At 40.0% G+C, this 11,992-nt stretch carries 15 protein-coding genes; 1 reads left to right on the top strand and 14 read right to left on the bottom strand.

The genetic code is table 11. From position 1 onward, the window contains the following. Positions 1-3: 3 nt before the first annotated feature. The 14 genes from AA980_RS26410 to rpsU all read right to left on the bottom strand — a co-directional run bounded on the left by AA980_RS26410 (position 4) and on the right by rpsU (position 10,626). Positions 4-147, bottom strand: coding sequence for a YqzL family protein (locus AA980_RS26410; protein ID WP_024030127.1), 144 nt, complete (start codon positions 145-147; stop codon positions 4-6). Positions 148-303: 156 nt separating this feature from the next. Then, entirely contained in the window at positions 304-1,224 is a 921-nt protein-coding gene (era, locus tag AA980_RS13695) for a GTPase Era (protein ID WP_024030126.1), read from the bottom strand. Further along, positions 1,214-1,615, bottom strand: coding sequence for a cytidine deaminase (locus tag AA980_RS13690; protein WP_024030125.1), 402 nt, complete (start codon positions 1,613-1,615; stop codon positions 1,214-1,216). Before AA980_RS13690 ends, era begins: the two co-directional genes overlap by 11 nt. 182 nt (positions 1,616-1,797) lie before the next feature. Continuing rightward, positions 1,798-2,178 (bottom strand): diacylglycerol kinase family protein, encoded by a 381-nt coding sequence (locus AA980_RS13685; protein ID WP_024030124.1) that lies wholly within the window; start codon positions 2,176-2,178, stop codon positions 1,798-1,800. After that, the gene (ybeY, locus tag AA980_RS13680) at positions 2,162-2,632 is read right to left on the bottom strand and encodes an rRNA maturation RNase YbeY (protein WP_024030123.1); all 471 of its coding nucleotides are present in this window, start codon (positions 2,630-2,632) and stop codon (positions 2,162-2,164) included. The genes AA980_RS13685 and ybeY overlap by 17 nt, the downstream gene beginning before the upstream one ends. Next, the gene (locus tag AA980_RS13675; RefSeq protein WP_024030122.1) at positions 2,629-4,803 is read right to left on the bottom strand and encodes an HD family phosphohydrolase; all 2,175 of its coding nucleotides are present in this window, start codon (positions 4,801-4,803) and stop codon (positions 2,629-2,631) included. Before AA980_RS13675 ends, ybeY begins: the two co-directional genes overlap by 4 nt. 187 nt (positions 4,804-4,990) lie before the next feature. Next, positions 4,991-5,953: a PhoH family protein gene (locus tag AA980_RS13670; RefSeq protein WP_024030121.1), complete on the bottom strand. Its 963-nt coding sequence runs from the start codon at positions 5,951-5,953 to the stop codon at positions 4,991-4,993. After that, complete coding sequence (gene yqfD / locus AA980_RS13665) at positions 5,950-7,143, bottom strand: sporulation protein YqfD (protein WP_024030120.1); 1,194 nt, start codon at positions 7,141-7,143, stop codon at positions 5,950-5,952. The genes AA980_RS13670 and yqfD overlap by 4 nt, the downstream gene beginning before the upstream one ends. Further along, a complete protein-coding gene (gene yqfC / locus AA980_RS13660) occupies positions 7,140-7,442 on the bottom strand; it encodes a sporulation protein YqfC (RefSeq protein ID WP_024030119.1) in 303 nt (100 codons plus the stop codon). The genes yqfD and yqfC overlap by 4 nt, the downstream gene beginning before the upstream one ends. Before the next feature lie 85 nt (positions 7,443-7,527). Continuing rightward, positions 7,528-7,998, bottom strand: a complete 471-nt coding sequence (locus tag AA980_RS13655) for a hypothetical protein (RefSeq protein WP_024030118.1) — start codon at positions 7,996-7,998, stop codon at positions 7,528-7,530. Positions 7,999-8,029: 31 nt separating this feature from the next. Beyond that, entirely contained in the window at positions 8,030-9,022 is a 993-nt protein-coding gene (gene floA, locus AA980_RS13650) for a flotillin-like protein FloA (protein WP_024030117.1), read from the bottom strand. A 19-nt stretch (positions 9,023-9,041) separates the two neighbouring features. Further along, on the bottom strand, positions 9,042-9,677 hold the full coding sequence (locus AA980_RS13645; RefSeq protein ID WP_024030116.1) for an NfeD family protein: 636 nt from the start codon (positions 9,675-9,677) through the stop codon (positions 9,042-9,044). Between the two features lie 313 nt (positions 9,678-9,990). Further along, the gene (locus tag AA980_RS13640) at positions 9,991-10,437 is read right to left on the bottom strand and encodes a GatB/YqeY domain-containing protein (RefSeq protein ID WP_024030999.1); all 447 of its coding nucleotides are present in this window, start codon (positions 10,435-10,437) and stop codon (positions 9,991-9,993) included. A gap of 15 nt (positions 10,438-10,452) precedes the next feature. Beyond that, complete coding sequence (rpsU, locus tag AA980_RS13635) at positions 10,453-10,626, bottom strand: 30S ribosomal protein S21 (protein ID WP_007087607.1); 174 nt, start codon at positions 10,624-10,626, stop codon at positions 10,453-10,455. A 207-nt stretch (positions 10,627-10,833) separates the two neighbouring features. On the opposite strand from rpsU, the gene AA980_RS13630 reads away from it, so the two are divergent. Continuing rightward, positions 10,834-11,775, top strand: coding sequence for a Na/Pi symporter (locus tag AA980_RS13630; RefSeq protein WP_024030998.1), 942 nt, complete (start codon positions 10,834-10,836; stop codon positions 11,773-11,775). Positions 11,776-11,992 lie beyond the last annotated feature (217 nt).

The raw sequence follows: 11,992 nt of genomic DNA, 5'->3' as shown, positions 1-11,992 counted from the left end.
TGCTTATGAAACGGGAAAATCGATTTGTGCTAGCTCTTCATTCAGATTTCCGGGTATTTCTTGGTTTTCCTTCTCAAGCTCTTTGAAGAGAAGATATGTGTCAATATTACCTGTCTGAAGGAATACTTTCCACGTAAAATCCATCAACGAAAACCCCACCTTTCAATATTTAGACTAGCTTTATTCGGGTCCCAAACCTTACAATTATCATAGCCTGCCAGCGCAAAAATCATAAGACGAAAATATTGTTAATGTTGTCCATGCATAATTTGTAGATAAGATAATATTTTATTAGGGTGATTATTAGTATTCATCTTCGTTGAAGCCGTAATCACGGAGCTGGGACATCTTATTGCGCCAATCTTTTTGAACTTTTACCCAAAGCTCTAAAAACACCTTTGAACCAAGGAGATTTTCAATATCTACTCGGGCCCTCTTTCCGATCTCTTTCAGCATACTTCCTTGTTTTCCGATAATAATCCCTTTTTGTGAATCTCTTTCCACTATTACAGTTGCCATGACGTGAATGATATCCTTACCTTTTCGCCGCTCCATTTTGTCAAGAACAACAGCCAAAGAATGGGGAATTTCTTCCCTCGTTAAGTGCAGCGCCTTTTCCCGAATCAGTTCAGTAATGATAAACCGTTCAGGGTGGTCGGTTACCTGGTCAGCTGGATAATATTGTGGACCTTCAGGTAAGAAGGACTTTATTTGGTCTAACAACCGCACCACATTATTACCTTCAAGCGCAGAAATGGGAACAATTTCCTTAAAGGCGTATTTGTCTTTATAAGACTGAATAATTGGCAATAATTCATCCGGATGGATTTGATCAATTTTATTAATTACAAGGAATATTGGTGTGTTGACCGTTTGGAATTTTTCAAGAATAAATTCTTCACCACGTCCAAATCCTTCTTCAGCATTTACCATAAATAAAATCAAGTCAACTTCTTTTAGTGTATTTTGTGCAACCTTCATCATAAAGTCGCCTAATTTATGTTTTGGTTTGTGGATACCTGGTGTATCGATAAAAATCATTTGTGCATTATTTACTGTTAGCACACCCTGGATTTTGTTACGAGTCGTTTGTGGTTTATCGCTCATAATGGCGATTTTCTGACCAATCACTCGATTAAGAAAGGTTGATTTCCCGACATTCGGCCGGCCAATAATCGAAATAAATCCAGACTTGTATCCGTTTCCATTCCCATTATTCTGCATGTAAATCCTCCGGAGTAAATGCTCCAGGCAATAATTCTTCGACGGTAATTTCTTGAATATCCCCTTTTAAATTGGTTAAAACCACCTTCATATCCTTAGGGCAAAGTTCAGAGATTACCTGCCGGCAAGCACCACATGGTGAACATGGCCGTTCTGTATCAGCTACAACAGCAAGCATCGCGAAATCCCGATCGCCATGTGAATAGGCACTAAATAGAGCGGAACGTTCTCCACAGTTGCACATACTATAAGCGGCATTTTCTATATTACAGCCATGATATACTTTTCCATCCGTTGTTAACAATGCTGCCCCTACTCCAAATTTTGAATAAGGAATATAGGCTTTTTCTCTTGCTTTTTTTGCTTCTTCAATTAATTCTTCGATGTTCACAATTCTTCTTCCCTTCCAGCAGAATCTGCTGTTCCTTTATTTTACATCAAAAATGAGAGAAAATCATTACTTGCAACAAAAAAGTAATAAAAAAATTAGAATTTTCTCACAAATCAACCTATCCAAGAATTATAAGCTGAAATGTAATTTTACCGAATTCCCTTTCCCTTTTCAAACCGTTGCTAAAATAAATTTAGAATGTAAGGAAAAAAAATGATCATCCCAATTGCTACCGAGAGGACAGCATAAACTAAGACTGCCCCGGCAGCCAAATCTTTCGCTTGTTTTGCAAGTGGATGATATTCTTCTGTCATTAGGTCAACCACACGCTCGATCGCGGTATTCACCAGCTCTAAGGCAAACATGCCGCTAATCGCGAAAAGGATAAATAACCACTCTATTTTCGTAATCGAAAAATAAAACGAACCGATTAAAACAAAGATAGAGCTAATGAAATGAATCCTCATATTTCTTTCTGCTCTAAGAGCTATCTTAACCCCTGAAATGGCATATGACAAAGAGCTAATGAAAGATATCGGATTACGTTTATCTTGTGAGTCCATACTCGTTTAATATTTCCTTTTGCAGAGTGAACATTTCTCTTTCTTCATCCTCGCTCATGTGGTCATAGCCTAAGAGATGCAGGAAACCATGAACCGCGAGAAATCCGAGCTCTCGAATAAAAGAATGCCCATACTCCTCAGCCTGTTCTTTTGTTTTTGGAACAGAGATAATAATATCCCCAAGGACACGAGGAAGCTGGTTTCCGGTTATTTCAATTTCACCTTCACCCAGTTCTTCCATAGCAAAAGAAATAACATCGGTTGGGGCATCTTTCATGCGATATTCCCGGTTAATCTCCTGAATTCTCTCATTAGAAACAAATGTGACCGAAACTTCGCTATTGATTTCAACATTTTGTTTATTTGCGGCAAAATTTAATACTCTTTCAATTTCAAGCATTTGTTCGTCTGATAGTTCATTGGTTTCATCAATACAATCAATCAGTAATGTCATGCTTGCTTCACCTTCTTTTTCGTCATTTCTGGATATTCAATCCGTGAGTGAAAAATCCCCTTTAATGTTTCGCATAACGTATGGGTTACCGTTTCAATTTCCTTGATCGTGATATCACATTCATTTAATTGACCATCCTGGAGCCGGTCAGCGACAATTTTATTGACAAGCGATTCAATTAATTCGGGCGTGGGCTGTGATAAAGATCGGACTGCTGCCTCCACGCTGTCTGCAATGCCAACCACAGCAGACTCTTTCGTTTGCGCCTTTGGTCCCTGGTAGCGAAAATCGCTTTCCTTTGTTTCTTCATCGTTTTGGAGCGCCTTATGGTAGAAAAATTTCAATAAAGTTGTCCCATGATGCTGTTCGGCAATATCAATAATTTCTTTAGGCATATGGTATTTCTTCAAGATGGATGAACCGTCTATTACATGCGCAATGATGATATGAGAACTCTTGTCTGGCGGTAAGCGATCATGCGGATTGTCATGGTGCATTTGATTTTCAATAAAAAAGTTTGGCCTTTTTGTTTTACCAATATCATGATAATAGCTGCCAACCCTTGCCAACAGACCGTTTGCCCCAATTGCCTCACATGCAGATTCTGCTAAATTAGCGACCATTACACTATGATGATATGTACCGGGTGCCTCCATTAAAATTTTTCTAAGCAGCGGGTGATTGGGATTAGATAGTTCAATCAATCTCATCGTTGAGAGAATCCCAAAACTAGCCTCTAAAAAAGGCAGTAAGCCGATGGTTAACACAGCCGAGCCAATTCCTGATACCAAGGCTGTAAGAAGATAATACCCATATTCGATTCCTGAAAACTGACCGTTCGGCAGAAACATTAGCGCCACTATCGCCAAAAGATTGACTAATGACGCAATCGAGCCTGCTTGCAATATTTTCGAGCGATGATTTTGCCCGCTTAAAAACAGGATGCCCGCTAAAGCGCTAAAAAGGATATAAATACCTTCTGAAAAATTTAGGGTTCCCGTCACACCTTCATTGAAAAGAACACTACCGCAAACCGCCAGAATAATCGCCGTGAGGATCGCCAGCTTTTCATCAATTAATATCTTAATTAGCATGCCCCCCATCGCGGCAGGGAATAAATAGCCAATTCCCGCGTAATTAAATATTTGCAGCAGACTGACCAGTTTCATAATTAAAATGGAAAGGAGAAAAATAATCCCATACAATAATAAAAACATTTGCCGTTTCTCGGGAAGAGATTTCATTTGATAAAAATAATAAAAGACAGCCGAAAGGATTATGGTAATTAAAACAACTAAGCCAATTAATGGTTTAAATGATTTTTCAGTGTTAAGAAGACCGACTAGCTTTAACTGATGATAAATATCCTGATTAATCAATTTTCCTTCTTCGACAATGATTTGCCCCTGAAGAATCTTTACATGCTCTACGTTTTCAGCCGCCTGCAGGCGCAAATCCTCTGTGGCAGCGGGGTCATAAAATTCATTTTGAATGACTGCATACCTGCCTAATGCAATCGCAGCGGTTCTTAAACTTTCATTTAATGATGCGTATTTTAATTCTTCTTCGACTCGCTTTTTGGCGTTTTCTACTTCATCCCCAGGGATTCTTTTCGTCATCACATTGTTGATTGCTGTTACGGTTAAATCCTTAGCGATCGACAACTCATCGTTACTAGCTTGGACTAAGCTTGAGAACACTTGACCTGGGAGATCCTTCGAAACACCGGAGGTCAATTTTGCTTTAAGCCTTGTCACTTTTTCTGATACACTCGGCTCCTCATTTGCCGGTTTTTCCACAGTAGCCGGCTCTTCCTGCTTCTTCATTTCTTCTTTTATTTCATCATTGACCTCTGCTGCTGCGGAAAAAATAGACGTAATTAAATCCACTCGGTTTTGCGTGTATTCATTTTTTAAGGTATAAACAGGCTGGACTTGGTCGCGTGCCTCTTTCCGTTTTTTCTCGGTACTTTTTTTATCCTCCACTGTCCCAGGGGATCGAATCGTTTTTTCAGCAACGGAAAACAAGCCCAAGTCAAGTTTTTCTGGTTTTACTTGACTATACATTGCGGCAAAAAGGATGGCTCCTAATACAATAAAAAATAGGATGCGAAAAAAAGTAAAATCGAGCAATTTTCGTACCCGTATAAAGTATTTCTGCAGCTTTTCCAACTTTATCCCCCCAAAACACTGCCCGACATTATTACGCAAGAATAAACATATTATTACTGAAAGTTCGCTTTATGTAAAATGATAACAGTTTTTCTATCAAGTTTCATCCACTAAACGAAGAAGATTGATTATTTTGGTAAGAAAACAAGGGGTAAACCATTTATACTGGTTTACCCCTTGTGTTAATTTAATCTGTTTTCTTCTCATACGCTTCAATAATCCTGCCTACTAGCGGGTGACGGACAACATCGGTTTGTTCTAAAAAGGTAAACGAAATGCCGTTGACATTTTGTAAAATTTCTTCCGCTGCAATTAATCCGGATTTCGCTCCCTTCGGCAAATCAATTTGCGTTTTGTCGCCAGTAATAATCATTTTCGAGCCAAAGCCTAGTCTTGTCAAAAACATTTTCATTTGGGCATGTGTCGTATTTTGGGCCTCATCTAAAATAACAAAAGCATCATCTAACGTACGGCCTCTCATATAGGCAAGAGGAGCGATTTCAATCGTCCCCCGTTCAATTAACCGCTGTGTATGTTCGACGCCTAAAACGTCGTTTAAAGCGTCATACAGGGGCCTTAAATAAGGATCCACCTTTTCTTTCAAGTCTCCGGGCAAAAACCCAAGACTTTCTCCTGCTTCAACAGCCGGCCTCGTTAAAATAATTTTATTTACTCGACCGTTTTTTAGGGCACCCACTGCCATAACAACTGCTAGATAGGTTTTCCCCGTTCCAGCTGGCCCAATCCCAAAGACAAGATCATGCTTTTTTATCGCCATTACATATTGTCTTTGTCCGAGGGTTTTAATCCGAATGGTTTTACCTTTGACATTTTTGCCGATTTCCTCATCATACAAATTGACAAAGTAATCAAGTGTTCCCTTATTCGCCATTTGCACCGCATAGAGAACATCTCTTTGGCTAATATTAATTCCCTTTCGAATCACAATCATTAATTTGTCAAGAATTTCCCCTGCAAGGCTGACCTTCTCTTCGTCGCCTGACAAATTAACAGATTCCCCTCTTGTAATGATGGAGACATCAAGTTCTTGTTCAATTATTTTTAAATTTTGATCAGAGTTACCCAACAGTGTAATCGCCTCGGCTGGGTTTTCTAGCTGTACGTTAATTGTTGTTAATTTTTCTGTCATTCAGGTGTCTCCTTGAATATCGGTTGTCCGACTGCTATATTTTCAATTATTTTAAAGTGAATATCTAGTATAACTTTACCATTTTTAGTTGACTTGTGTAAAATTTTTTCATCTTTGATGATAGCATCTTCATCTAATTCGCTTTTTATTTGTTTTCTTGCCAAGTTAAGCGCTTCTTTTTCTGCTTCTTCGTTTGTATATTCACGAGTAAACTCTTCCCGTTCTCTAATTGTTTTATGAACATAGGATATTGGCAAATCCCACTTTAAAAAGTGAATTTTACGAACATCCTTTTCTGTCTCATATTTTTCAAACTCCGGCTTTCCAAAGCCCCAAATTGGGATTTCCCAATTGCCCATTAAAAGAGATCGTTTTTGTTTTTCCTTGCCGTTATATACCTTAAAGTTCGTTATTAACGGAAGTTTGACGTTACTTTTATACCAAGTTTCACCCCAAACCTTCCCCGTAGCTGCAACTAACTCTGTGTTACCTTCTTGTCCATACACCCCAGAAACGAGTATCTGCCCCGGCTCTACATGGTCATTCCTTTCAACCACCGGCTGACCCGTTTCAATAAACATCTTTACAATAGTGGCCTTCTTTTTCGCGACAAGATTTTGCGGGGATAAATTCTCTGGCTTTTTGGGCTCATTTTTTTCGACCGCTTGAAGATGATAGGTTGTCCCGTTTAACTCCACGCCAATCCACGTAAGATCGCCAATGTTATTCGTTAATTGCCGCTGTATTCCTTCCACATTTTTAACGAAAAATTGAACCTTGCCAATTTTCACACCCATCTTGTCCAATTCTTTGCGAATTTTGTATTCTGTCGCAGGCTTGGCACCTTTTATTTCAATGCCCCAAATAACGTTAGATAACAATAAGATAATCAAGAGGAAAACTCCTGCACCTAGTAAAAAACCGCTATTTTTTAACAATCTTTTGAATAAAAACGGAATTCCACTTCTTCGTAAAAATGTAATCGAACATTCGCTTTTTCTTGCATAAAAACGAATGTTCTTGGCATCATGAAGCCTCATTTTAAAGGTAATCGTCTCCGTTCCATGCCGCTTAACATTCCAAATATGAATACCATTCCTTATTAACACATTTAAGAAACGCTCAATCCCCTTCCCAGATACTTTAACGGTCACTCTGCCATAGAGAAATTCAATCCACTGGTTCTTCATTTTTTTCCTCCCGGATTATCAGTTATATACATGACCTGATCAATTTTTCCTTCTAACAAAATTTCTTCAGGTAAAATCGTTTTAATCACAAAAGAACTTCCCTTTATCAACAATTGGCCTTGCTTTAATAGCAGGCGCAGCTCTTTATCGGTAAAGGCCAGTAAGCCACGGTGGTTCTCAATATACACATGGATTTGGCCAATCATTGTGATCCGAGGCAGATCCATCATGACATCCTGAGGAAGATCCATTTTATTAGCCATCCAATTGCGGATTCGCCCGCCCCATTTTTTTGCCATAAAAAAAGAACCCCCTTTCATCTCAATTTATGAAATGAAAGGGGGTTCTAGCACATTTTTTTCGATTTGATTTATGATGGACTGTTTAGCCTCTTTTAGAAAAATACGGTTTTTTCGAACGAGGCTCACCAAGAATTTCTGACCAGACAATTCCATTAACCAGTGTTTTGGCGTCCGGGTATTCAGAAAGAATAGTTCCAGCATCATCTTGCTTATCCTTCTCAACAAGTTCTTTGATTCTTTCTTTTTGCTGTCGAGAGGTGGCCGCTCTCTCTCGACTGAATTCAGACTCTTTCCTTACCTGCATGTACTCTTTTTCGAGATTTTGTGGAGCAGCTGTTTTTTGCTCTACGATTACCGGGCTTGTTTTTCTTGGTTCCTTAATTAGGCTCGGTTCACTTAATTCATTATCAGTAAGCTCTTGAAAAAGTTTACGGATTTCCCCGATTCCATTGGTTGAAGTTGGCTTATTTGGGGATTGTCCGCGATTATTTTTCACCTTACTAACCATCGAAGTAATTATACCGATAACAATCATGACTAATATTGTATTCAAAACTTACCCTCCTTTTTTATTAAAGTGGGTTTTACTTTTCGTCCTTTTTCTCACCAGTTATTTTCCCGATGGAGCCTCTCATATCTGTATCAGCGGAAATGTTTTTAAAGTTCATATAGTCCATCACACCGATATTTCCTGATTTAAGCGCTTCGGCCATCGCTAGAGGAACCTCTGCTTCTGCTTCCACAACTTTTGCTCTCATTTCCTGTACTTTTGCCTTCATTTCTTGTTCAGAAGCAACAGCCATTGCCCGGCGCTCTTCCGCTTTTGCCTGCGCAATCTTCTTATCAGCTTCCGCTTGTTCTGTTTGCAGCTCTGCCCCAATGTTTTTACCGATATCAACGTCTGCGATATCAATCGAGAGAATTTCAAAGGCTGTACCTGCATCAAGCCCTTTTGCAAGGACTGTTTGTGAGATTAAATCTGGATTCTCAAGGACCTTACTATGACTATCTGATGAACCGATGGTAGAAACGACCCCTTCACCAACACGGGCAACAACCGTTTCTTCACCGGCACCACCGACAAGACGCTCGATATTGGCACGAACGGTAATTCTAGCCTTTGCTTTAACTTCAATCCCATTCATCGCAACACCCGCAATAAACGGAGTTTCGATAACTTTTGGATTAACACTCATTTGCACCGCTTCTAACACGTCACGACCCGCTAGATCGATGGCGGCACAGCGTTCAAACGATAGTTCGATATTGGCACGGTGCGCGGCAATCAAAGCATTTACTACCCTATCGACATTCCCGCCGGCAAGGTAATGGCTTTCAAGCTGATTAATTGTGACATTGATTCCAGCTTTATGAGCTTTAATCAGCGGGTTAACGACCCTGCTTGGAGTTACCCTTCTAAGTCTCATCCCTACTAATGTAAAAATACTGATGCGTACTCCGGCAGCAAGTGCTGAAATCCAGAGCATGACTGGTACAAAGGATAATAGAATTCCAAAAAGAATTAAAGCAACGACGACAACAGCAAGAATAAAAATTGTTCCATCATTAATTTCCATTTATTAAAACCTCCTTCAACTATTTCACTTCTCTTACTACAATGCGGGCTCCTTCAACTTTAATTACTTTCACTCTGGCATCCTGTTCAATAAAGCCGCCTTCGCTGACCACATCGATTCGTTCATGATTAATGATAACCGTGCCAGCCGGCCTTAAGACTGTTAATGCTGTCCCTGTCTTGCCCAAAAGGTCTGTCCGGTTAATATTAGAAACATACCCGTTCTCATTTCCAGCTGAATCAGACAGTACCATTTTGCTAAACAGCACCAGCTTTTTGTCAAACATCTTAATCATGATAAAGAAAACGATAATAGAAATGATGATCGCAATTAAGATGGAAACCCCCATCTGCAAGGCATCTTCTCCTGATAAAAAAAGACTTAGGATTAACGCAGCAACACCAAGTGTTCCCGCAACCGCCCCCGGTACAAAGAACTCTAAAAAAATAAGAAGAATTCCTGCCACAAACAGAACTAATGTACCAAATCCCACAAGTCCTGCCTGAAAATGACCATAAAAGAATAGCAATAATGCAAATACACCAATAAACCCCGCGATACCAAACTTCGATGAAAAAAGTTCTAACACAATGCCGATTCCTGTAATCGTTAAGAGAACGGTTACAACAATCGGGTCAGTAAGCAATTCAACCATCAGCTGTCCCCCCTTTTTTTCTTTTTTTCAACTGACTGTATGTAGTACGTATGAATGCGATAAAAGTTTCATTCGTTTTTAAAATAAGGCTGTGTTAAAAGGGAATGTTGATCTCCGTTCCAGGCGCTTTCCGCGGGGNGAGCCTCCTCGGCGAATTGCGCGCCTGCGGGGTCTCACCTGTCCCGCTGCTCCCGCAGGAGTCTCGCGCCTGAAACGTAGAGCAACATTGTGCACAAAACCAACAATGTGTTTTAACACAACCTAAAATAAAAGACCGCAGACTTTACTGGTCTGCGGTCTTAGTGTCAGAATACTATGAAAGGTGTTGTTGTACAAATTTATTTACAAGTGATCCGTCTGCTTTCCCCTTAACTTTGGGCATAATTGCAGCCATCACTTTTCCCATATCCGCTTTTGATGCTGCACCTACTTCAGCAATCGTTTCTTTAACGATTACTGACAACTCCTCTTCAGAAAGCTGTTTCGGCATGTACAGTTCGACGATCGAAATCTCCGTACGCAGCTTTTCAACCAGATCTTCACGACCAGCTTTATCAAATTCATGGAGGGAGTCTTTGCGTTGTTTTAATTCGCGAGAAAGGACTGTTAGCTCTGTATCCTCGGAAAGCTCTTTTGTTCCAAGCTTGATAGCTTCATTTTGCAACGAAGCTTTCACCATCCGAATGACGGAGAGTCTGTCTTTTTCCTTGTTTTTCATCGCTTGTTTCATATCATCATTTAAACGCTCGAGAAGACTCATATAATACACCCTCTCTTAAAACTTACGTTTTCTTGCAGCTTCAGACTTTTTCTTACGTTTTACACTTGGCTTTTCATAGAATTCGCGCTTTCTTGCCTCTTGCAAAGTACCAGTTTTTGATACTGTACGTTTGAAGCGACGAAGAGCATCTTCAAGCGATTCGTTTTTACGAACGACGGTTTTAGACATTCTCTTTCCCTCCCTCCGAAACACAACACACTAACATTCAATCCATGTACCTTGCAATTATAATATAACCTTGGAACAAGGTCAACTGAAATTCGCTGTGTTAGAACGAGCTTTTCATTTATTTATGCAAAATATAGAAGAGCTTGTCTGAAAAAATGGCATGCCCCGCAACATTTGACCATAGAATGAAGGGGAGGGGGCCAAGACATGCTATACATACTATTATTTCTTCTTTGTATTTTATTATTTATTTTTGGAATGACCATTATTAGGTTTGGGTTATTCAATTTGTCGGCAAATAAATTGAAAACATGGCTGATCAAACTAACACGAACACCATTAAAAGGGATGTTGACAGGAACGTTTATTACAGCGCTCCTGCAAAGCAGCACTGCTGTTATGGTCATTACTATTGGCTTAATTTCTGCTAGAATTATGACCTTTCCTCAGTCAATCGGGATTATTCTCGGCACCAATATTGGCACAACTTTTAAAACAGAACTAATTACCTTTAATTTAGATGCCGTCCTAGTTCCCCTTGCCATTAGTGGAGCACTTCTAATTTTATTTAAAAATAAAAAGGCAAGAAGTATTGGCATGCTTGTGTTCGGAATTGCCTCTGTTTTCACGGCGATGAAAGGTTTTGAATTATTAGCGAAGCCATTAACCACAATGGACTTTATCAATAAATTTATCTTATCGATTAATGATAATATTTTTTTGAGCTTATTAACAGGCACAGTGATTACGGCGATTATTCAGTCAAGCACGGCGATGACTGGGATTGCGATGGGTTTTCTAACTGCCGGGCTGCTGCAGTTGGATGCTGGCATCGCAATTGTGCTTGGGGCTAATATTGGCACCTGTATTACGGCGATTATTGCATCGATTGGCGGCGGAAAAGAATCTCGCCTGGCCGCCTTTGCCCACGTTTGGCTAAATGTATTCGGGGTTTTGCTGTTTATTCCGCTGATCCCGCTGCTAACCGAAAACGCACCGTTGCTTGCAAGTAGAAAGGATGTGCAATTAGCGCATATTAGTGTGATTTTTAATGTTGCCACTTCCCTGCTGGTTTTACCGTTTGCAACAAGGTTTGGTGAGATGATTTTATACTTCCACGATCGAAAACCAAAACGCCCTGTATCGTAGAAAGACAGCAATTTTGCTGTCTTTCTTTGTATTTGAGTACTTAGATTTTACCCGAGTTTGAGGGATTGGCTCCACGTGAGTCGGTGACTGCCCAGAGTGCCCGTAATGAGCTTTTTTCTTGCTTCATGGGCACTGTGAACCTTCCAGAGTGCCCGTGATGAGCTTTTTTCTTGCTTCATGGGCACTGTGAACCTTCCAGAGTGCCCGTGATGGGCTT

This window comes from Neobacillus vireti (assembly GCF_001026695.1).
Lineage (GTDB): Bacteria > Bacillota > Bacilli > Bacillales > Cytobacillaceae > Neobacillus > Neobacillus vireti.
This window is presented reverse-complemented; position numbering and strand designations above follow the sequence as displayed.

What these genes read in the sequence shown, in the direction of transcription:
- era (WP_024030126.1), bottom strand. Translation starts at nt 1,224, where the DNA reads ATGCAGAATAATGGGAATGGAAACGGATACAAGTCTGGATTTATTTCG.
- AA980_RS13685 (WP_024030124.1), bottom strand. Translation starts at nt 2,178, where the DNA reads ATGGACTCACAAGATAAACGTAATCCGATATCTTTCATTAGCTCTTTG.
- ybeY (WP_024030123.1), bottom strand. Translation starts at nt 2,632, where the DNA reads ATGACATTACTGATTGATTGTATTGATGAAACCAATGAACTATCAGAC.
- AA980_RS13670 (WP_024030121.1), bottom strand. Translation starts at nt 5,953, where the DNA reads ATGACAGAAAAATTAACAACAATTAACGTACAGCTAGAAAACCCAGCC.
- yqfD (WP_024030120.1), bottom strand. Translation starts at nt 7,143, where the DNA reads ATGAAGAACCAGTGGATTGAATTTCTCTATGGCAGAGTGACCGTTAAA.
- yqfC (WP_024030119.1), bottom strand. Translation starts at nt 7,442, where the DNA reads ATGGCAAAAAAATGGGGCGGGCGAATCCGCAATTGGATGGCTAATAAA.
- floA (WP_024030117.1), bottom strand. Translation starts at nt 9,022, where the DNA reads ATGGAAATTAATGATGGAACAATTTTTATTCTTGCTGTTGTCGTCGTT.
- AA980_RS13645 (WP_024030116.1), bottom strand. Translation starts at nt 9,677, where the DNA reads ATGGTTGAATTGCTTACTGACCCGATTGTTGTAACCGTTCTCTTAACG.
- AA980_RS13640 (WP_024030999.1), bottom strand. Translation starts at nt 10,437, where the DNA reads ATGAGTCTTCTCGAGCGTTTAAATGATGATATGAAACAAGCGATGAAA.
- rpsU (WP_007087607.1), bottom strand. Translation starts at nt 10,626, where the DNA reads ATGTCTAAAACCGTCGTTCGTAAAAACGAATCGCTTGAAGATGCTCTT.
- AA980_RS13630 (WP_024030998.1), top strand. Translation starts at nt 10,834, where the DNA reads ATGCTATACATACTATTATTTCTTCTTTGTATTTTATTATTTATTTTT.